The 18,216-nt window shown below is 66.9% G+C and carries 20 protein-coding genes and 2 pseudogenes; 12 read left to right on the top strand and 10 right to left on the bottom strand.

The window, feature by feature from the left end; translation table 11 throughout:
- The first annotated feature begins 35 nt into the window (after positions 1-35).
- Positions 36-170: an entericidin A/B family lipoprotein gene (locus GD429_RS36205; protein WP_021158165.1), complete on the top strand. Its 135-nt coding sequence runs from the start codon at positions 36-38 to the stop codon at positions 168-170.
- A gap of 252 nt (positions 171-422) precedes the next feature.
- On the opposite strand, the gene GD429_RS36200 is transcribed toward GD429_RS36205, so the two are convergent.
- The 4 genes from GD429_RS36200 to GD429_RS36185 all read right to left on the bottom strand — a co-directional run bounded on the left by GD429_RS36200 (position 423) and on the right by GD429_RS36185 (position 4,366).
- Positions 423-1,181: a YkgJ family cysteine cluster protein gene (locus GD429_RS36200; protein WP_152864575.1), complete on the bottom strand. Its 759-nt coding sequence runs from the start codon at positions 1,179-1,181 to the stop codon at positions 423-425.
- Between the two features lie 159 nt (positions 1,182-1,340).
- On the bottom strand, positions 1,341-2,189 hold the full coding sequence (locus tag GD429_RS36195) for an SDR family NAD(P)-dependent oxidoreductase (protein WP_152864503.1): 849 nt from the start codon (positions 2,187-2,189) through the stop codon (positions 1,341-1,343).
- 248 nt (positions 2,190-2,437) lie between these two features.
- Positions 2,438-3,466, bottom strand: a complete 1,029-nt coding sequence (locus GD429_RS36190) for an AraC family transcriptional regulator (protein WP_152864501.1) — start codon at positions 3,464-3,466, stop codon at positions 2,438-2,440.
- A gap of 69 nt (positions 3,467-3,535) precedes the next feature.
- Entirely contained in the window at positions 3,536-4,366 is an 831-nt protein-coding gene (locus tag GD429_RS36185) for an oxidoreductase (protein WP_152864499.1), read from the bottom strand.
- 365 nt (positions 4,367-4,731) lie between these two features.
- Here GD429_RS36185 and GD429_RS36180 point away from each other — a divergent pair, with 365 nt between their 5' ends.
- From GD429_RS36180 to GD429_RS36170, 4 genes and pseudogenes are all read left to right on the top strand, one after another.
- Positions 4,732-5,202, top strand: a complete 471-nt coding sequence (locus GD429_RS36180) for a DUF2147 domain-containing protein (protein WP_152864497.1) — start codon at positions 4,732-4,734, stop codon at positions 5,200-5,202.
- Positions 5,195-5,752, top strand: a pseudogene (locus GD429_RS42195) (patatin-like phospholipase family protein); the annotation flags it as partial. The gene GD429_RS36180 and the pseudogene GD429_RS42195, both read left to right, overlap by 8 nt.
- A gap of 118 nt (positions 5,753-5,870) precedes the next feature.
- Positions 5,871-6,062, top strand: coding sequence for a hypothetical protein (locus tag GD429_RS42190; RefSeq protein WP_415748975.1), 192 nt, complete (start codon positions 5,871-5,873; stop codon positions 6,060-6,062).
- Positions 6,063-6,284: 222 nt separating this feature from the next.
- Positions 6,285-7,019, top strand: coding sequence for an NAD(P)H-binding protein (locus GD429_RS36170; RefSeq protein WP_227792019.1), 735 nt, complete (start codon positions 6,285-6,287; stop codon positions 7,017-7,019).
- Between the two features lie 288 nt (positions 7,020-7,307).
- Here GD429_RS36170 and GD429_RS36165 read toward each other — a convergent pair whose 3' ends face one another.
- From GD429_RS36165 to GD429_RS36155, 4 genes are all read right to left on the bottom strand, one after another.
- On the bottom strand, positions 7,308-7,880 hold the full coding sequence (locus GD429_RS36165) for a permease (protein WP_152864496.1): 573 nt from the start codon (positions 7,878-7,880) through the stop codon (positions 7,308-7,310).
- Between the two features lie 197 nt (positions 7,881-8,077).
- Positions 8,078-9,052 (bottom strand): DMT family transporter, encoded by a 975-nt coding sequence (locus GD429_RS36160; protein ID WP_227792010.1) that lies wholly within the window; start codon positions 9,050-9,052, stop codon positions 8,078-8,080.
- A gap of 116 nt (positions 9,053-9,168) precedes the next feature.
- Positions 9,169-9,291 (bottom strand): hypothetical protein, encoded by a 123-nt coding sequence (locus GD429_RS41715; protein WP_265334706.1) that lies wholly within the window; start codon positions 9,289-9,291, stop codon positions 9,169-9,171.
- Positions 9,292-9,326: 35 nt separating this feature from the next.
- A complete protein-coding gene (locus GD429_RS36155; protein WP_152864492.1) occupies positions 9,327-10,121 on the bottom strand; it encodes an AraC family transcriptional regulator in 795 nt (264 codons plus the stop codon).
- Positions 10,122-10,240: 119 nt separating this feature from the next.
- Here GD429_RS36155 and GD429_RS36150 point away from each other — a divergent pair, with 119 nt between their 5' ends.
- Both GD429_RS36150 and GD429_RS36145 read left to right on the top strand, forming a co-directional pair.
- Positions 10,241-11,125 carry a molybdenum cofactor biosynthesis F family protein gene (locus GD429_RS36150; RefSeq protein WP_152864490.1) on the top strand — a complete coding sequence of 295 codons (885 nt, stop codon included), beginning with the start codon at positions 10,241-10,243 and terminating at the stop codon, positions 11,123-11,125.
- Positions 11,122-11,931 (top strand): SDR family oxidoreductase, encoded by an 810-nt coding sequence (locus GD429_RS36145; protein WP_152864488.1) that lies wholly within the window; start codon positions 11,122-11,124, stop codon positions 11,929-11,931. Before GD429_RS36150 ends, GD429_RS36145 begins: the two co-directional genes overlap by 4 nt.
- 98 nt (positions 11,932-12,029) lie before the next feature.
- On the opposite strand, the gene GD429_RS36140 is transcribed toward GD429_RS36145, so the two are convergent.
- On the bottom strand, positions 12,030-12,737 hold the full coding sequence (locus tag GD429_RS36140) for a dihydrodipicolinate reductase C-terminal domain-containing protein (protein WP_152864486.1): 708 nt from the start codon (positions 12,735-12,737) through the stop codon (positions 12,030-12,032).
- Between the two features lie 108 nt (positions 12,738-12,845).
- Here GD429_RS36140 and GD429_RS41430 point away from each other — a divergent pair, with 108 nt between their 5' ends.
- From GD429_RS41430 to creD, 5 genes are all read left to right on the top strand, one after another.
- On the top strand, positions 12,846-13,223 hold the full coding sequence (locus GD429_RS41430; RefSeq protein ID WP_227792008.1) for a hypothetical protein: 378 nt from the start codon (positions 12,846-12,848) through the stop codon (positions 13,221-13,223).
- A gap of 106 nt (positions 13,224-13,329) precedes the next feature.
- Positions 13,330-14,043, top strand: a complete 714-nt coding sequence (locus GD429_RS36130; RefSeq protein ID WP_152864484.1) for an SDR family NAD(P)-dependent oxidoreductase — start codon at positions 13,330-13,332, stop codon at positions 14,041-14,043.
- Between the two features lie 94 nt (positions 14,044-14,137).
- The gene (gene creB / locus GD429_RS36125) at positions 14,138-14,857 is read left to right on the top strand and encodes a two-component system response regulator CreB (RefSeq protein WP_152864482.1); all 720 of its coding nucleotides are present in this window, start codon (positions 14,138-14,140) and stop codon (positions 14,855-14,857) included.
- A 14-nt stretch (positions 14,858-14,871) separates the two neighbouring features.
- A complete protein-coding gene (gene creC, locus GD429_RS36120; protein WP_152864480.1) occupies positions 14,872-16,332 on the top strand; it encodes a two-component system sensor histidine kinase CreC in 1,461 nt (486 codons plus the stop codon).
- Between the two features lie 103 nt (positions 16,333-16,435).
- A complete protein-coding gene (creD, locus tag GD429_RS36115) occupies positions 16,436-17,827 on the top strand; it encodes a cell envelope integrity protein CreD (RefSeq protein WP_152864478.1) in 1,392 nt (463 codons plus the stop codon).
- Between the two features lie 73 nt (positions 17,828-17,900).
- On the opposite strand, the pseudogene GD429_RS41425 reads toward creD, so the two are convergent.
- A pseudogene (locus GD429_RS41425) lies at positions 17,901-18,130 on the bottom strand (Rid family hydrolase); the annotation flags it as partial.
- Positions 18,131-18,216: the final 86 nt, after the last annotated feature.

Here is an 18,216-nt window from a genome sequence, read left to right as displayed (position 1 = left end):
CCCGGTCGGGCTTGTTGATTCGAAGGAGAATGAGAATGACGCGTACGATTGCTGCAATGTTGCTGGTTGTGACCGCTGCGCTCGCCGGTTGCAATACGGTCGCCGGCGTGGGCCAGGACATTTCGAAGGGTGGCCAGGCGATCAGCGATACGGCCGAAAAGGCCAAGTAAGCCGACCGGTTCCGGAATGCAGAAGGCGCCGGGCCGTCCCGCGATTGCGGGGCGGCCCGGCGCTTTTTTTGGTTCTTTGCGGAATTCCGTGGATGGTGCTTGCCGACCCGAACCCACCCTTCGGATCAGCGGAACTTCAATGACGGCTTTGAGGCGGTGTCCGACATCCATCTTCGCGCAGACTGCTACCTCAATTTGGCATCGCAAACATCATGCGCGCCCGGGGCTCGATTGCTGGCCAAGAGGCGCTGATTAATCGTCGCTGGACGCGTGAAATCCCAGATACTTTTGTTGGGCAGGCAACGCTTCGGGTGCTACGGTACGAGCGTCGACCGAGGCGAGCGCCTCACGGGACCGGCGGCGATTCGAAACGACGGTCCAAGATTCCGCACACGCGTTGCCCTCGATGGCTTCGGCCCTATCGATTGCAGTCCCGATTGCCCGCATCATCGCCTCGCGTTCCACCAACACAGCGACGAAACCCTCATTGGCGAGCGCAGTCGAACTCACGCCAAGGACGGCACACAGCATCAGTTTCGCGCCAACATCGCCCACGTCCGCGTCTCGGAAAGCGTCGATGCCTGCCACAAGCGACGGCTCCACGTATCGATCCGACGCTTCCAGCACAGGATGACGATCGCTCCAAGCATCCGGTGGACATGCCTTTCCAGCCGGGCGAAGTTCGATGAACGGGTTGATCTCGGCAGGATAAATGCGGCATACGCGCGGCCGCCGCTCGTAAATGCCGCATGCCAGATCGGGTTGCAGATGGGGGCACGGTCCTTCGAACGCAGCCACGACCGTCACGATAACGCGCAACGGTAACGTACCGCTTAACGCCGCGAACGAGCGCCGGAACTTGTAGGCGGCGGCCAGATCATCCGCCGCCGGCTCGACCAGCCAGGGAATGGCTTCACAGAGTAGCTGCACTTCACCGCCATCGCGCAGCCAGTCCAGCGCTTCGGAAAGGCCGAGCGGCACCCGGAGGTCCCGGCAGCACCGACCGCACATCGTGCAGGAGAAGTGAAGTGGCATCGGTTGTCCGGTCGATGAAATCCAGTGATTGGGATGGCGGATTGGCCTGGTGCGAAGCGACACCCAGCCGTTATGCAGGCATTGCGGCTCGATGAATCTCGGGCCGGCACGGCTGGACGTGGGAACTGCCTGCTTTCACAGCAAAATATCCTGCCGCCTCGAATTGCCTTGCGCCGCACTCGAGACCGGCTCCCACGCCTGCCAGGTGGCAAGACGCTCGGCGTATGCGGAACGCGCGACAGGAAGCCCTTCGGTGCCGAGAAAGAGACGCAATGGCGGATTGGCCGTATCGACGATCTCAAGGACAGCCTGAGCGGTCGAGCGGGGGTCGCCGAAATCGATCTGTCCACTGGACGAAAAGACCCGTGCCCGGAGAGCGGCATAGGCATCGTTGCCGGCCGCCAGTTTCAGCGATGCCTGACTCGAAAAATCGGTGGCGAATGCGCCGGGTTCGAGCAGCGTGACGTTGATCCCGAAGTCCTTGACCTCCTGCGCGAGGCTCTCGTGCATTGCTTCGAACGCCCATTTGGAGGCGTGATAGAAACCGACGATAGGCCCCGCCACAATGCCGGCAACGCTCGATACGCCAACGATGTGGCCCTGGCGCTGCTCGCGCAGAAACGGCAACGTAGCCCGGATCACGCGCCAGGCGCCGAAGAAGTTGGTTTCGAACTCGGCGCGAACGTCGGCTTCGCTCGCTTCCTCTATCGCGCTCACCAGTGCGTAGCCCGCATTGTTCACGACGACATCGAGCCTGCCAAAGTGCGCATGTGCCTGCGCGATGACGTGGCCAGCCTGAGCGGAGTCGGTGACATCGAGCGCGAGAGGAAGCACCGCGTCGCCATAACGTTCGACCAGCCCGTCGAGACTGGCCAGCTGTCGCGCCGTCGCGGCGACCTTGTCGCCTCGCGCGAGTGCCGCCTCGGCCCAGATGCGGCCAAAGCCGCGGGATGCACCGGTAATGAACCACACTTTTTCTGTCATGGAATGCCTCTCGAAATGGATAGCTGTTGCAGGCAGATTTGTACCGCCTTGCCAGATCGGATGCACTGGCAGAGCGCGCCATGCCCGTTGCACCCGGCGCCAATCGAATGGACGTGACGTGCGCCGCAGCGCAGCAGCTGCTTCACTGTGGCGGACTGCAGGACAGCTTCGACCACCGGTCTTTGCATGGCCGGCAACGAGTCGAAGCTACGGAGAGAAGTTTGGGCAAAGAGCGTGCGGGGGGCGCGTCAGATCGGTTCGGCGGCAATGCCCGGCGAATTCAGTTCGCGCCAGCGGTTCGGGGTGACGCCCTCCCAATCGCGGAACGCGCGATAGAACGAGCTCGTGTCCTGGTAACCCAGCAGGCAGGAAACCTCATCGATGCCCGCCGCCGGGTCCGCGAGCAACCGGCGCCAGAGCTCCTGTCGAGCCTCGGCAAGCAGATCCCGGAATGTCGTGCCTTCGTCCGTGATGCGCCGTTGCAGCGTCCGCTCGCTCATCCCGAGGTCGCTCGCCACGTCCGACAGTTCCAGCCGGCCGCTTGCGAGGCATCGTTTGAGTACGACTTTCACCTGCTCGCGGATCGAGCTGCGCGCTTCGATTTCCCCCAGCGCTGCCGTAAGTGCGGGGGTCAGCATGTCGAGCAGTTCGGGGTTGTGGCCGGGAAACGGACGGTCCAGATCGGCCGACTTCAGCACGAGCGCATTGCGCGACGCGCCGTGGCGAATCGGGCAGCCGAAATACTCGCGGTAGACCTCTTCCTTGGGGCCTGTGCGAACGAACTCCACGCGGCGCGGAGTCAGGTGTTGCCCGGTGCCCCGCCTGCCGAGCTCGAGCAGCGTCGCAAACGTGACGTCGGTGGCAACGGCGGGTTCGGGTTCAGTTGCGTAGGGCCACTGCGAGGTGAGCGTACATTCGGCGCCGTCTTCGGAGATGTGTAGCTGCTCCGGCGTGCAGAGCCTCTTGAAGCGGGCTACCCGCTCGAGGCCATCGCGATAGTCCCGGGCATGGAATGCGGCAAGAAGGAAAGGGGGATGCGTTTCGGCTTCGCTCCGGGTCACCAGCGCGATGCCCAGACCAGGCTCGGGCGCCAGCTGCCCGATCGCTTTCCATAGCGCGAAGTACTGCTCGGTACTCACAAGCGCCTGCGGATTCAGGTGCAGCGTGGCGGGTAACCGGGCCTGGCGCAGTACCGCGGCCGGCGGCAAGCCGGCGTGCGCAATCGCGCGCCAGAACGCCTGCGGTATCTTGCATCTGTCTGCCATGACTGCGCCCATCGTCGCCTCTACGTGGAATAGCCTTTGCCGCGCGTGCGCGCCCGGCCCGTGACGGGCGCGCGGACCATCCTAGCGCATCTGGCTCATGATCATGCGGTCGAACATGCGGTCGCCAAACCAGGCGCGGATCAGGATCATCGGTTTCGCGTACTTGCCGGCGACGTATCGCGTGCGCGGTTTTTTCGCGCGCACGGCCTGCGATACCACGTTGGCGATGACACCCGGGTCGGTACCGCGTCCGTTGCCATAGGCTTGCTGCGTCGACTTTGCGACAGCCTGGGTCAGCTTCGCGTAGGCACCGCTGCCGGAGCGGGCCAGCAGGCTGCGCGAAACCACGTCGCCGAACCCCGTCTCGATCAGACCGGGCTCCACGATCACGACGCGGATGCCGAACGGCGCGAGCTCGAGCCGCAGGCAATCCGACCAGCCTTCGAGGGCATGCTTCGTCGCGTGATACCACGCGCCGAGCAGCGTATAGATCTTGCCGCCCATCGACGTGATGTTGACGATCGTGCCGCTTCCCTTCTCGCGCATGGCAGGCAGGAGCAACTGCGTGAGGCGGGCCGTGCCGAACACGTTGACCTCGAACTGGTATCGCGCCTCCTCGATGCCGATGTCCTCCACCGGCCCGTACAGCCCGAACCCGGCGTTGTTGACGAGCACGTCCACTCCGCCGGTTTCCCTGAGAATTGTCCCGGCTGCCGACACGATCTCTGCTTCGCGGGAAAGGTCCATGCGCAGCAGCCTCGCGCCGAGGCGTTCCAGGTCGATCATCCTGTCGACGTGCCGTGCAGCCACGTAGACCTGGAAGCCGTCGTGGATCAGTTGCCGGGCGATTTCCTTGCCCATGCCCGAGGAGGCGCCCGTCACGAGGGCCGTCTTCTTGCTTCTATCAAACATCGTGGTCTCTCAGCGAGTTCTGACTGGAGTGAACGTTACTCTCCGCACGGCGCCGGCGCACTAACGAAAGACGCCACAAAGGTCGCAATTCGCGCCATGGCGAGAACGGCGACCAGAAAGCGATCCGCCACCCAGCCCTCCCGTTCCGGGAAGAATGGCGCTACTCGCAACAGGAGCGGCGTCATCCGCCACTGTGCGATCCGGGCTCAGTCCTTACGATCCGGTCGTCTGTCGCAATCTTGATCACGCCTCGTGTGCGTGAGCCGGTCCTGCCGGACGGCGTGCGCTGCCTCTGTGAGGGCTGCGGTCCGCCGGACGCCCGGAACGAGATTGCTTCCTCGAAACCCCTCAATAGGATCACCGGCATGAACGCAAGCCTGGTTTTACGCCAATCGGCCGTCTTCATGATGCTCTTTGTCATGAGCTTGTTTGTCACGCTAACCGCTCATGCCCAGCAGGCTCCAGCCGACGGGATCGTTGGAATATGGGAAGCCGACGACGGCAGCGTGAAGCTCGAAATGTACAAGGCAGGCGCCGCCTTCGAGGCACGCCTGCTGTACGGAAATCAGGTGGTGGAGTCCGATAACGTTACCTTCAAGCTCGACACGAGGAACCCCGACCCTGCGCTGCGCTCCCGCTCGCTGAAGAACATCGTGTTTCTGTCCGGCCTTCGCTGGGACGACGGTGAATGGACCGGAGGCTCGCTCTACGACGGGTCCTCGGGCCGCACATACACCTGCAAGGCGACCATCAAGGACGGAAAGATGCATCTGCGCGGCTACCTCGGTATATCCGCCCTCGGACAGACCAGGGTGTTCCATCGCGTGAATGGGTAACGCAATACAGCGGGAAAGACACAAGGGACGACCGGATGCCACGGGCGTTTACCGGCAGGTCTTTTGGAACGGTCCGATGAAACTGTCATGGAGGTGCGTGCTACCTGCCCTGTTGTGCGCGCTTCTGGCGACGTCCTGCGCGGGACCTTCCAGCACGAGCGAGGCGGCGCGCGACGACGGTCTTCGCGGCATGACGCTGGAGGAAATGCGGACCGAGACAGACATGACGTCAGACCCGCTCCGTCACCGGCCCGTCGTCGCGATCGTCCTCGGTGGCGGCGGCTTGCGCGGCTATGCCCATATCGGGGTATTGCAGGCACTGGAGGCGATCGGGTTCGATCCCGATATCGTGGTCGGGGCATCCATCGGCGCCGTTGTCGGCGCGCCTTATGCTGCCGGCGCTTCGCCGGGCGAGCTATGGACCAGCGCGGAAGACACCAGGGTCTATTCGCTCGCGGATCTCACTTCCGCTGGAATGGGCTTCGTCAAGGGAGAAGCGCTCGCCCGCTGGGTCGACTCGCTTGTGGCAGGCAAGCCCATCGAACGTTTTCCGAAGCGATTTGCAGCCGTAGCGAGTGACCTCGAGCGCTCCATACCCGTCATCCTGACGCAGGGGGACGCAGGGGGACGCAGGCGAGGCCGCGAGAGCGTCTGCGTCGATCCCCGGCGTGTTTGTCCCGATGCGATATCGGGACGGTATGCTCGTGGACGGCGGGGTCACGTCTGTCGTGCCCGTCCGCGTGGCGCGGGCCATGGGTGCCGACATCGTCGTCGCGGTAGACATTTACTGTCACAGTCCCCGATATCCCGCAACTTCTATCGTGTCCATCGTGCTGAGGACCACGCAGGTCCAGAGTTGACTGATCGCACAAAACGAACTGGCTGAAGCGGACGTCCTGATCGCGCCGGCCGTTTCGCCCGCGGGCGCTCGGGACGCAGCCGGAAGGGAGCGTGTGCGGCAGGCGGGTTACGACGCGGCAAAGTCCGCCGCTCCGCAGTTGGAGGCGCTTCTCCGGCTGCGGCGGCAGGTGCTACGCTCCGCACCGGACGCGCCAATTTCCAACGCAACACTCCGCTGACAGATGATGCAAACCTCGTTCCAGCAGTCGTCATCCGATCTGGCGCATGTACGCCAGCCGCCGTCTCATCGCCGGGTTGTGGTTGCCGGCGCCACAGGGCTCGTGGGAGCCAATATCCTTCGGCAACTGCTCGACGATCCTTCCGTGGCGGAGGTGCATGCTCTATGCCGGCGTGAACTGGCGGTACGCAGTCCAAAGCTGACGGTTCACCTGGTGGATTTCCGGTCGATCCCGCCTTTGCCTCCAGTCGACGAAGCATATCTTGCGCTGGGTACAACGATCAGGCAGGCGGGAAGCCGCTCCGCATTTCGCGCCGTGGACTTCGAAGCCAATCTTGCTGTTGCGAAAGCCAGTCTGGCGGCTGGTGCAAGACGGTTTGGCATGGTCAGCGCCATCAGCGCAAATGCACGGTCGATCGTGTTCTACAACCGCGTCAAGGGCGAACTCGAAGATGCACTTGCCGCGCTAGGCCCCGAAACCTTCGTCGTGGTACGGCCTTCGTTCCTGCGTGGAGACCGGAAGGCTCTGAAACAGCCTGCGCGCTACGGCGAAAAGATCGGCATCTGGCTGAGCCAGTTGCTGCGACCGCTGCTTCCCGCGGCCTTTCGTCCTGTCGAAGCGCACCGTGTCGCGCGAGCCCTGGTTTTGGCCGTGCCGGCAATCGAGGGAAAAGCCATTGTGCCATCGGGTTCCATCGACGACTTCGAACTGAATTCGCTCTTTATCCCCGGGCGGTAGTTCTGACGATCGGGCCGCGCAGAGATATGGATTGAGTGCGCGACGTGCGACCAGTGCTGCACGGATGTCGTGTCGCCGTTGTCAGCTCACCCGCGCGGCCGTTGGTGTGCAACATCCAGACTTCGCGAAAACCAACGTCCAGTTCGCGACTGGACCCGACCTTTGAATGTCTACGCGACGCTACGAGCGAAAGACGCCATATGGCCGACCGCCGACAGTCTGCCCCGCGTTCCCCGCTAATCCACGATGAACATTTTTTTGGACAGCGCGGCGTTGACGCCGGTGGCGTCACGCGCGTTCGACGAACGCATAGCGGCCTTCGACCTTGCGCGGCGTGAACCAGCCGTAGTCGGGGAACATCCGGTTGCGCACGAACCAGACGTAGCCCACCAGCACCAGCGTGACCGCGAGGCCCGGCAGCGCGGTTGACGGATCGCGTCCGAGCTCGGCGACGGTCTTCGGCAACTGCAGCAGCGACAGCAGGATGAACGCGTGATACGCGCCGACGCGATGGGTCGCGAAGCCCCAGATGAACAGCAGCGACAGCGGCACGGTCAGCGCGAGGAACACGACGACGAGGCCATTGCCGAGTGCGCCCGACACGCCAAGGTCGCCGGCGGCGGCGGAGAAGTAATAGGCGAGCACGAGGCTGATCGCCAGCTGGAGGGTGCCGAGCGCGACCAGGATCCAGGTGTGCACCTTGTTCTTGCGACAGCGTTCCGGATCGGGCCGCGACGCGATCAGGCTTGCGATCACGCGATCCTTGAGCCCCTGTCCGGACAGCTCGGCCAGCACGTCGGCCTTCCTCGTTCCCGCGGACAGCAGCACCGCGATTCTTGTTTTGGCATCCTTCCTGTTCATTGCTTGGCGGCTTGTTGTTAGATGGTTGTCAAAGGTTCCGGCCACGCGAATATTGCATCTTGTGCGGTGGTGCGCAACGGTTTTGCGGCGCGCGGACACATTCCTACAGTCGCCGGCGGCTTTGCGAGAGTAGGGGGATCGACCGGCCATGTGACGGAAATGCGCGGCCGTCGTTTTTGCATGAGCGCGGGTTCGGGTCAGTCGGTGGCGGTTTGCGCCGACGGCGCGGGGCTTGCAGGCTGTATCGAGTTCGCCGGCTTCGCATCGCGCGTGGTGGTGTGCGCGGGCGGTTCGCGCCGCCGCGTCGCACCGACGAGCATGCCTGCGACGACGAGCGCGATGCCGGCGACACGCGTGCCGGTCAGCGTCTCGCCGAACAGCGCGACCGCGAACAGCACGGCCGAGACCGGCGCGACCGCCGTGAACAGCGCGGCCTCGGTGCCGCTCGTGCGCGCGGAGCCCGCATACCAGCACAGGTAGCCGAGCACGGTCGGCACCAGTGCGTAGTAGGCGATCGCCGACACGGCGCCGACGGTCCAGCCGGTTGCCGCCGCGCGCCATTCGAACGCGGCCGGCACGAGGGCGAGCACGAAGCCGAGGCCCGACATCGCGGTGGACAGCGCGAGCGGCGGCAACGATGCGGCCAGCCGCCGGTTGAGCAGGATGAAGACGGCTTCGCACGCGACGGCGGCCAGCACCAGCGCATCGCCGGCAAGCGTCTGGAGCGACGGCATGGCCTGGCCGGGCGCGAACGTGACGAACAGCACGCCGGCCGTGGCGAGCGCGGCGGCCAGCCAGTCGCGCGGCGTCTGCCGCTCGCGCAGCACGACAGCCGCGATCAGCGTCGACATCGCCGGCAGCGTGCCGAGCATCACACCCGCATCGAGCGGCGACGACAGCTTCGTGCCGCTGATCAGCAGCACCGTATAACCGACGCCGCCCGCCGCGGCCTGGATGACGAGCAGCACGGCGTCGCGTGGGGAAATGCGCGGCCAGCGCATTCGCTGCGCGCGCATCAGCGCGAACAGCAGCGGTGTCGCGATCAGGAAGCGCAGCGCCGTGGCCGCGAACGGCGGCAGGCCGCCGGCCGCGAGACGGCTCGCGATGACGGTGCTGCCGACGCCCGCCATCGCGGCGGCGAGATAGAGATAGCCAATCAGTCGTGTCTTCATGCGCCGCATCGTCGCGTACGGCGACGGTGCGCGTCTTGAATGAAATTGCAGCGGGCGCGAGGGGATGTCGAGGGCGGTGCGCGGAGCCGCCTTGCGAGCGTGCGTCAGTGTTAGTGTCAGCCGAAGCCGAAGCCGCAGCCGAAGCCGAAGCCGAAGCCGAAGCCGAAGCCGAAGCCGAAGCCGAAGCCGAAGCAGCAGCAGCCACGATCGTCGACGCGGAACCCGTCTTCGATCGCCATGCGCCCGATCGCGTTGCGCGCGGACGCCACCGGCGTCAACCGGCCTGCGTAAACCGCCCCGGCGTGATCCCGAACTGGCGCGCGAATGCGCGCGTCAGGTGGCTCTGATCGGCAAAACCGGCTTCGGCCGCGGCATCCGCGATCGGCAGGCCGCTGGCGAGCAGCGTGCGCGCCAGCCGCGCGCGCGACTGAATCAGGTAGGCATGCGGCGTGATGCCGAGTTCGCGCGCAAACCCGCGCAGCAACTGGAAGCGGCTCACGCCGCTCAGATCGGCCAGTTCGGCGAGCGAAACGGGCGCGGCTGGCGCCGCGTCGAGCCGTTCGCGGGCGACACGAATCGCCGGCGCGACGCCGGCCGCCGGCAACGTGCGGTTCGCGTGCCGGGCGAGCAACCCCGCGACGAGCATCACGAGCGCCTCGTCGCGGGCCAGCGGCTGGGTTTCCCCGGCGACGATGCGCGCATGCAACCGGCCGACGGCAGCCGTGAGCCGCGCGTCGCGCACCGCCGGATGCGCAAGCTCGACGCCGCCGAGGCCTTCTTCTACCGCGACGCCCGCGACCAGCGCGGGCGCGAGGTACAGCATCCGCCAGCGCCGGCCCGTGCCGGCATCGATCGGGGAGCCGTCGTGCATTTCGCCGGGGTTGACCATGATCGCGTCGCCGGCCAGCGCGTCGACCTGCCCGCGGCCGCTCCACGACCGGTGCGCGCCGCTGACGATCACGCCGACCCCGAATTCGTCGTGCGCGTGGCGCGGAAACGCGCGGTCGGATTCGAGGCTGATCGCCTCGATGCCTTCGCCGGTCCGTCGGTAGTGGGTGACACGGTGCATGTGCGCTCCTCGCGCCGGGTGCGGCGCGGATCACGTGCACTTTAGCGCGTTCCGCCGCCGCGCGCCCTTCATCCTTTTGGCCGATACCGCGCGGCGCGCGCAGCCCGCACCATGTACACATGAGCAGCGTATACGGCCCGCCGGGCCTGAAGCTGCGCGGGAGGCGGCAGGTGGAACGACAGGATCCGGTATTCATTCAGGTTGGCGCGCTCGCGGACGGCTTCGCGCCGGAAGCGAACATCCTTGCGCCCGTCGACGCGCTCGCGGGGCGTACGCTGGCGCTCGGCGATGTATCGGGCGCTTGGCGCGTCTATACGTTCGAGCGGGGCGCGCTGCAGTGGCGCGACGCGGCGACCGGCACGGGCGGCCGCGAACCGTGCCGCGTCACGCGGCTGCGCGACGCTCTGTACTTCGTCGACTACATCGATACGGCCGCCCGCGCGACGTCGGTCAGCCTCGTGATCGATCTCGACAGCGGCGTATGGACGTCGGTCGTCGGCACGCTGCCGACCGAAGCCGACACGCGCATCGACGCGTTCACGCGCGTCGCGCGCGGGCTGCCGCTGACGGCCGTCGACGCGGCGTTCCGGCACGGCACGCTCGGCGGTCACGCACGGCCGGGGCCGCTGCACGGGCCGACGCGCGAACTGATCGGCAAGCGGACGATGTACCGCTACAGCCCGACCGAATGCTACGAGCACATCTACCTGAACGAGAACTTCTACGCGTGGCAGTGCCTGCAGGGCGTCGAAGGCGGGCTGGCCGACGTCGACCGCTGCCACTACTTCCGGATCGCCGACGAGCTGTATCTGTTCGTGTGGCGCGAAAAGGTGGTGCCGACGTTCGGCGTCGTGCTGATCGACCTCGCGCAGCGCAAGACCGACGGCAAGATCTTCGGCTACCAGGGCGGCGATTTCGGCGCGCTGTCGAATTTCCAGATCGGTGCCCATGCGCAGGTGCTGAACGAAACCGTGTATCCGCTCGGCGGCGAGGCGCAGCGATGAATGCCGTGCCGGACAGCGGCCGCCTGCGTGCGGATTTCAGCGGGCGTGTCGTGCTCGTCACGGGCGCCGCGCAAGGGATCGGCGCGGCGATCGCGCGCCGTTTCGCGGAGTCCGACGCGTTCGTCGCGCTCGCCGACCTGAACGGCGAGGCCGCCGCCGCGCAGGCCGATGCGCTTGCCGGCGCGGGCGGCGATGCGTGCGCGTATCGGGTGGATGCCGCCAGCCGCGACGAACTGCGCGCGCTGGTCGGGGCGGTCGAGCGCGACGGCGGCCGGCTCGATGTCGTCGTCCACAATGCCGCGTATTTTCCGCTGACGCCGTTCGCGCAAATCGACGAGCCGACGCTCGAGCGAACGCTGTCGGTCAACCTGTCGGCGCTGTTCTGGCTCGCGCAGGCCGCGTTGCCCGCATTCGAGCGTGCGGGGGGCGGGCGGCTGCTCGTCACGTCGTCGGTGACGGGGCCGCGCGTCGCCTATCCGGGGCTCGCGCACTACGCTGCGTCGAAGGCCGGCGTGAACGGCTTCATTCGCGCGGCGGCGCTGGAGCTTGCGCGCCGCAACGTGACGGTCAACGGTGTCGAGCCGGGGATGATTCGCACGCCGGCGGCCGGCAATCTCGGCGACGCGTCGGTCGCGGCGCAGATCGCGCGCGACATTCCGCTCGCGCGGATGGGCGAACCGGAAGACATCGCGAACGCGATGCTGTTTCTCGCCTCGGCCGATGCTGCGTACATCACGGGGCAGACGATCGTCGTCGACGGCGGCGCGACTTTGCCGGAGAGCGGCGCGGTGCTGGCAGACCTGTGACGGCGGCGTCGAACCGGCATCCGATGCGGCCGTGGCGCGATTTCGCCGGCAGGGTTCTGCGGCGGCGCGATCGTCGGCCCCGCCGCACATTGCCGCGACTACAGCCAGCCGTTGCGGATGAACTCGACGATCGAATAGCGGCGGTTCTCGAGATCGTGCTGCCGGACGGCCTCGATGATGCGCGACACGCCATCCGCGTAGGGCGTCGCGCCGTACACGCGCGATTCGAACTGCAGGCTGCACGCGCCGTCGTCGATGCGTATCCGGTGAACCGCGTGGCGGCCGAGCTGGTCGTCGGGGATCGCGAATTCGCTGCGCTGCACGTTCGGGTCGCGCACCGAGCGGATGTCTTCCGGCCGCACGCCGAGCGACTGGCCGATGCCGACGGCCGTGCCGGGGACGGACGTCTTGCCTGCCTGATGCGACTCCGTCAGGCTGATCTCGCAGTCGCGAAACAGGTGGCCGCTGGTTTCGAGCATGCTCATGAACTTGAGCATCAGGATGTTCGTGTTCGGACACAGCACGACCGGGAAGCCGTGCGTTCCGGTTTCGACGTCGGAGCCGGTAGACAGTTCGACGAGCGGCGACGCGGTGGCCTCGCAGAACGCGATCGCGGCCGGGAGTTCGCGGCCGGAACCGGCATGCACGACGATCGATCGGGCGTCGCCACGTCGGGCATCGTTACGCCGCTCATCGGTTCGCGCGCTGTCCGACCAGCGCATCACGCGACAGGTTGCCGGGTCGAGCTTGTGCGAGCCGAGCAGCTCATTGGCCAGCTTGCCGGTTCCAACGACGAGTACTTGCATGGGATTGACGGGTTGAGGTTCAGTATTTGATCGGGATCGGCGTAGGCGTCGGGTAGCCCGGCACGGCCCGGTCGCGGCTCGCGCCACGCCGAACGGGCCTCGCGCATTATGCCCGGCTGTTTGCATGCGTGCCTGCCGGGCCTCGCGTGCGGAGTCGCGGCGCGTCGGCTCGCCGACGCCGTCGGCAGCCACCTGGTCGCTGTGCGTAGCCGAGCGAGCCGACGCGCCGACGCGCCGACGAGCCGACGAGCCGAACGAGCCAACGCGCGATGCCGCTACCGCCTCGTCACGCCGACCCGCTCACGCAATCCGTTCGTCGTCGAACTCAAGCACCGGGCGAGCCTCGCCTGCGACATCGCGACGGCCCGCGACATGTGGGTAGCGATGCGCTTCGCGATGCCGCCGCCGGGTTGGCGTCCCGGCAACCAGCGCGAAACGGCGGGGGAGCTGCGCCGCAGTCTCGTCGCCGCGCGCACGCAGGCGTGAACGGCGCTACGCTGTCGAAACGCCAGCCGCGCACGCCTGTGCGTTGGCCGGCATGACCCATGCATCACGCATCGACAATCCACCCTCGATCCAGGAGAGCACATCGATGGAACACGACCTGAAAGGCAAGGCAGTCGCGATCACCGGCGGATTCGGTCATCTGGGCGTCGCGACGGCCGCATGGCTGGGCGAGCGCGGCGCCCGCGTCGCGCTGATCGGCCGCGGCGCCGCGCCGGCTGCGCAGACGCTGCCCGGCGTGCCGGCCGACGCGCTGCGCATCGGCGGCATCGACCTGGTCGACCCGCAGGCCGCCGCACGGGCGCTCGAATCGGTAAACCGCGAATTCGGCCGGGTCGACGCGCTGCTGAACATCGCCGGTGCGTTCGTATGGCAGACGATCGCCGACGGCGACGCCGCCACGTGGGACCGCATGTACGAGCTGAACGTGAAGACCGCGCTGAACGCGTCGAAGGCCGCGCTGCCGTACCTGCTCGCGAGCCCGGCCGGCCGTATCGTCAACATCGGCGCGGGCGCGGCGTTCAAGGCGGGCGCGGGCATGGGCGCTTATGCGGCCGCGAAGGCCGGCGTCGCGCGTCTCACCGAGGCGCTGGCGGCCGAACTGCTCGACCGCGGCGTGACGGTGAACGCGATCCTGCCGAGCATCATCGATACGCCGCCGAACCGCGCGGACATGCCCGACGCGGATTTCACGCGCTGGGTCCGGCCGGAACAGATCGCGGCGACGATCGGGTTCCTGCTGTCGGCCGATGCGCAGGCGATCACCGGCGCGTCGATTCCGGTAAACGGCCGCGTGGCGTAGCACGCGCGGGCGGGGCTCGCCGCGTCGCGGCTCGCGCCGCGGCCGGCCGTGCGTACAATGTCGCACCGGAAACGTGCGAGCCCAGCCTGAGACCATGAATCAGCCCAAGATCCTGATCGTCGAAGATGAAACGGCGATCGCGGACACGATCGTCTACGCCCTCGGCACCGACGGCATGCAGACCGTCCACTGCACGCTCGGGCAGGCGGCGCTCGACCACCTGCGCGAGTCGCGCTTCGACCTGGTCGTGCTCGACGTCGGCCTGCCGGACCTCAGCGGCTTCGAAGTGTGCCGGCGGCTGCGTACGTTCACCGACGTGCCGGTGATCTTCCTCACCGCGCGGCATGACGAAATCGACCGGATCGTCGGGCTCGAAATCGGCGCCGACGATTACGTGGTCAAGCCGTTTTCGCCGCGCGAGCTGGCCGCGCGGGTGCGCGTGATCCTGCGGCGCTTCTACCGCACGGCCACGCCGGCACCGACACCCGCGCCGGCAGAGGCGCAGGCCGCGCCAACCGCGCCAACCGCGTCTGGCTTCGTGCTCGACACCGAAGGCGCGCGCGTGTCGTGGCTCGGCCACGCGCTGGACCTCACGCGCTACGAATTCGGCCTGCTGGCGCTGCTGGTCCGGCATCCGGGGCGCATCTATTCGCGCGAGCAGTTGATGGACCTCGTGTGGCACGAGGCGCTCGATTCGGCCGACCGCACGGTCGATACGCACATCAAGACGCTGCGCGCGAAGCTGCGCGCGATCGATCCCGAGCGCGACCCGATCCGCACGCATCGCGGGATGGGTTATTCGCTGCAACCGTAACGACGGGCACCGCCATGCATATCGGCCTGCGCATCTTCTTCGGTTTTTTCCTGATCGTCGGTCTTGCCGCGCTGATCACGCTGCGCGTGTTCGTGCAGGAGGTGAAGCCGGGGGTGCGCGAGGCGATGGAGGACACGCTCGTCGACGTCGCACAGGTGCTGGCGACGCTGGCCGCCGCCGACATGGCGAACGGGCATATCGCCGACGGCGCCTTCGCGCGGCAGCTCGAAAAACTGCACGAGAACCCGGTCAGCGCGAACGTGTGGGGCATGCACAAGAACACGATCAGCTACCGCATCTACATCACCGATGTGCACGGCATCGTGCGCTACGACTCGACCGGCAGCGCAGTGGGGCAGGACTATTCGCGCTGGAACGACGTGTACCGGACGCTGCGCGGCGAATACGGCGCACGCAGCACGCGTGCCGATCCGAACGACGACAGCAGCACCGTGATGCACGTCGCGGCGCCGATCCGGCGCGGGAACGAGATCATCGGCGTGCTGACGATCGCGAAACCGAACCAGACGGTCGAGCCGTTCATCGCGCGCAGCCAGCGCAAGATCATGCTGTATGGCGCGTTGCTGATGGGCGGCGCGATCCTGATCGGCGCCGCCTGCACATGGTGGCTGGTGCTCGGGCTGCGGCGGTTGCAACGCTATGCGCGCGCGATCGCGGCCGGCGAGCGCGTGGCGATGCCGCTGCAGGGCGCGAACGAGCTGGCCGAGCTCGGGCGCGCGGTGGAGAGCATGCACCAGCGTCTGGAGGACCGGCAGTACGTCGAAACCTATATCCACACGCTCACGCACGAGATGAAAAGCCCGCTGGCCGCGATCAGCGGCGCGGCGGAACTGCTGCAGGAAGAGATGCCGGTCGCGAACCGCCGGCGCTTCACCGAGAACATCCGCCGCCAGGCCGGCCGCCTCGAACAGATGATCCGCAAGCTGCTCGCGCTGGCCGAAGTCGAGCAGAAGCAGCGCCTGTCGGTACGCGAGCCGGTCGCGCTGCTGCCGGTGCTCGAGCAACTCGTCGAGGATATCGAGCCGCGCGCGCGCCAGCGCGGCGTGAGCCTGCGGATCGACGCGAACGGCGCGAACGACGCGGCCGATCCGGCAGTCGTCGAAGGCGATCCGTTCCTGCTGCGCCAGGCGCTCGGCAACCTGCTCGACAACGCGCTGGATTTCGCGCCGCAAGGCAGCACGATCCGGATCGCGCTCGAACGGCAGCCGGCGGGCAGGGCGCATGTCGCGGTGGTGCGCGTGTCCGATGACGGCCCCGGCGTGCCCGACTATGCATTGTCGCGCGTGTTCGAACGCTTCTATTCGCTGCCGCGCCCCGACGGGCAGGATCGCAGCACGGGACTCGGGCTGTGTTTCGTCCGCGAAGTCGCGATGCTGCATCGCGGCCAGGTCGCGCTCGCGAACCGCGACGAAGGCGGCGCGTGCGCGACGCTCACGCTGCCGTCGCCGGGCTGAGCGCGCTTCACGTTCGCCACACATTCGCTTCACACCGGCTTCAATCGCCGTTCACCGGGGCCGTTCATGCTGACCGCATCTTCCACTCCGGTACCCGTCAGCAATGAATCGAGTCCTGTTGTTCAAATCCGTGATCACCGCGTTTCTCGCGCTGGCGATCCTGATCCCGCTGCACATGGTTCAAAGCATCGTGCGGGAACGCGCCGAGTATCGCGAGAGCGCATTGCAGAGCATCTGGGCCAGCTACGCGGGGCCACAGACGGTGACGGGGCCGGTGCTCGTCGTGCATTACACGGAAGTCACGCGCGTGCGCGACGACACGCCGGCCGGCGGCGCGGCGAAAACGAGCCTGAGAAGCGAGACGAAGCGCCTGCTGGTGTTTCCGAAGACGTTGAACGTCGACGGCACGCTCAACGTCGAGGTGCGCTATCGCGGCATCCACAAGGCGCTCGTGTACGGGCTGGATAGCCGGCTGACGGGCACGCTTGCGCTGCCGGACCTGAAGAAGCTGCCGCAGGCCGACGGCCACGTGAGCTTCGCGGTCGACAGCGCGTATGTCGCGATCGGCATCGGCGACATTCGCGGGCTGAAGGCGCAGCCCGACCTGCGCCTCGGCGGCAAGCGGTTCGACGTGGAGCAGGGTACGCGGCTGGACAGCCTGCGCCAGGGTGTGCACGCGAATATCGATCTCGCGGCGCTGGCGGACGCAAACGCAGGGGCTGTCGTGCCGTTCAGCATCGGCCTGCCGCTGGCGGGTGCGGAATCCGTCGCGTTCGCACCGGTGGCCGACCAGAACGATTTCTCGCTGAAATCGACGTGGCCGCATCCGAGCTTCGGCGGCGCGTTCCTGCCGGGCGAGCGCACGATCGATGCGCACGGCTTCACCGGCAACTGGCACGTGACGTCGTTCAACACGAAGGCGCGCGAGCAGGTCGCGACCGGCAACGGGGAGGGCGCGATCGAGATGGCGTCGGTATCGGTGATCGAACCCGTGAACGTCTATCTGCAGGCCGAACGCGCGACGAAGTACGGCGCGTTGTTCGTGATGCTCACGTTCGCGAGCTTCTTCATGTACGAACTCGTGAAGCGGCTGCGCATTCACCCGATCCAGTACCTGCTGGTCGGCCTGTCGCTCGCGTTGTTCTTCCTGCTGCTGCTGAGCCTGTCCGAGCATATCGCGTTCGGTTATGCGTATCTCGCGGCAAGCGGCGCATGCATCGGGCTGCTCGGCTTCTACCTGTCGTTCGTGCTGCACAGCGTGAAGCGCGGCGCGACGTTCGCGGCGCTGCTCGCAATGCTGTATGCGGCGCTCTACGGGCTGCTGCTGTCGGAGGACAACGCGCTGATGCTCGGTTCGCTGCTGCTGTTCGCGATCCTCGCCGGCATCATGACGCTCACGCGCCGCATCGACTGGTATGCGCTCGGCGCCGCGTGGCAGCCGCTGGGCGACAAGTCGGGCGCGGATGCCGTGAAGCCGGGTGCGCCGTCGAAGTAAGCGCGGGTTTCGCGTGCGCTGCCGGCCGGGTATGCCCCGGCCGGCGCGCAACGCCGCGCGAGGCGGCTGCGATTCATGCATGAGGCGAAGGCCGGCGAAACCGCGCCAGCGGGATTCCGGCCGCAGCCGTGATCTCGATCTGCAGATCCGGATGGTAGAGACGCTCGACCTGGATCGCCGTCGTGACCGGACCGGACAGGGCCCGGCGAAGCAGGTGTTGCGGATATCGCCGGCCTGCATGAACGAATCGATGTCGGTTGCGTGATGGACGAGCGAGATCACATCGCGCATCTGCGGACCGATGTGACGCTGCCGGCAGGCCGGGCGGCATCCACTTATACTGGTGGACGTTCCTCGTCATTCGATCTTCGCCGTGCCCACGCCTGCCC

Origin of the sequence: Burkholderia sp. BE17 (assembly GCF_009362305.1) — a bacterium.
GTDB classification, from domain to species: domain Bacteria; phylum Pseudomonadota; class Gammaproteobacteria; order Burkholderiales; family Burkholderiaceae; genus Burkholderia; species Burkholderia pyrrocinia_C.
This window is presented reverse-complemented; position numbering and strand designations above follow the sequence as displayed.

What these genes read in the sequence shown, in the direction of transcription:
- GD429_RS36205 (WP_021158165.1), top strand. Translation starts at nt 36, where the DNA reads ATGACGCGTACGATTGCTGCAATGTTGCTGGTTGTGACCGCTGCGCTC.
- GD429_RS36200 (WP_152864575.1), bottom strand. Translation starts at nt 1,181, where the DNA reads ATGTGCGGTCGGTGCTGCCGGGACCTCCGGGTGCCGCTCGGCCTTTCC.
- GD429_RS36195 (WP_152864503.1), bottom strand. Translation starts at nt 2,189, where the DNA reads ATGACAGAAAAAGTGTGGTTCATTACCGGTGCATCCCGCGGCTTTGGC.
- GD429_RS36190 (WP_152864501.1), bottom strand. Translation starts at nt 3,466, where the DNA reads ATGGGCGCAGTCATGGCAGACAGATGCAAGATACCGCAGGCGTTCTGG.
- GD429_RS36185 (WP_152864499.1), bottom strand. Translation starts at nt 4,366, where the DNA reads ATGTTTGATAGAAGCAAGAAGACGGCCCTCGTGACGGGCGCCTCCTCG.
- GD429_RS36180 (WP_152864497.1), top strand. Translation starts at nt 4,732, where the DNA reads ATGAACGCAAGCCTGGTTTTACGCCAATCGGCCGTCTTCATGATGCTC.
- GD429_RS36170 (WP_227792019.1), top strand. Translation starts at nt 6,285, where the DNA reads ATGATGCAAACCTCGTTCCAGCAGTCGTCATCCGATCTGGCGCATGTA.
- GD429_RS36165 (WP_152864496.1), bottom strand. Translation starts at nt 7,880, where the DNA reads ATGAACAGGAAGGATGCCAAAACAAGAATCGCGGTGCTGCTGTCCGCG.
- GD429_RS36160 (WP_227792010.1), bottom strand. Translation starts at nt 9,052, where the DNA reads ATGAAGACACGACTGATTGGCTATCTCTATCTCGCCGCCGCGATGGCG.
- GD429_RS41715 (WP_265334706.1), bottom strand. Translation starts at nt 9,291, where the DNA reads ATGGCGATCGAAGACGGGTTCCGCGTCGACGATCGTGGCTGCTGCTGC.
- GD429_RS36155 (WP_152864492.1), bottom strand. Translation starts at nt 10,121, where the DNA reads ATGCACCGTGTCACCCACTACCGACGGACCGGCGAAGGCATCGAGGCG.
- GD429_RS36150 (WP_152864490.1), top strand. Translation starts at nt 10,241, where the DNA reads ATGAGCAGCGTATACGGCCCGCCGGGCCTGAAGCTGCGCGGGAGGCGG.
- GD429_RS36145 (WP_152864488.1), top strand. Translation starts at nt 11,122, where the DNA reads ATGAATGCCGTGCCGGACAGCGGCCGCCTGCGTGCGGATTTCAGCGGG.
- GD429_RS36140 (WP_152864486.1), bottom strand. Translation starts at nt 12,737, where the DNA reads ATGCAAGTACTCGTCGTTGGAACCGGCAAGCTGGCCAATGAGCTGCTC.
- GD429_RS41430 (WP_227792008.1), top strand. Translation starts at nt 12,846, where the DNA reads ATGCCCGGCTGTTTGCATGCGTGCCTGCCGGGCCTCGCGTGCGGAGTC.
- GD429_RS36130 (WP_152864484.1), top strand. Translation starts at nt 13,330, where the DNA reads ATGGAACACGACCTGAAAGGCAAGGCAGTCGCGATCACCGGCGGATTC.
- creB (WP_152864482.1), top strand. Translation starts at nt 14,138, where the DNA reads ATGAATCAGCCCAAGATCCTGATCGTCGAAGATGAAACGGCGATCGCG.
- creC (WP_152864480.1), top strand. Translation starts at nt 14,872, where the DNA reads ATGCATATCGGCCTGCGCATCTTCTTCGGTTTTTTCCTGATCGTCGGT.
- creD (WP_152864478.1), top strand. Translation starts at nt 16,436, where the DNA reads ATGAATCGAGTCCTGTTGTTCAAATCCGTGATCACCGCGTTTCTCGCG.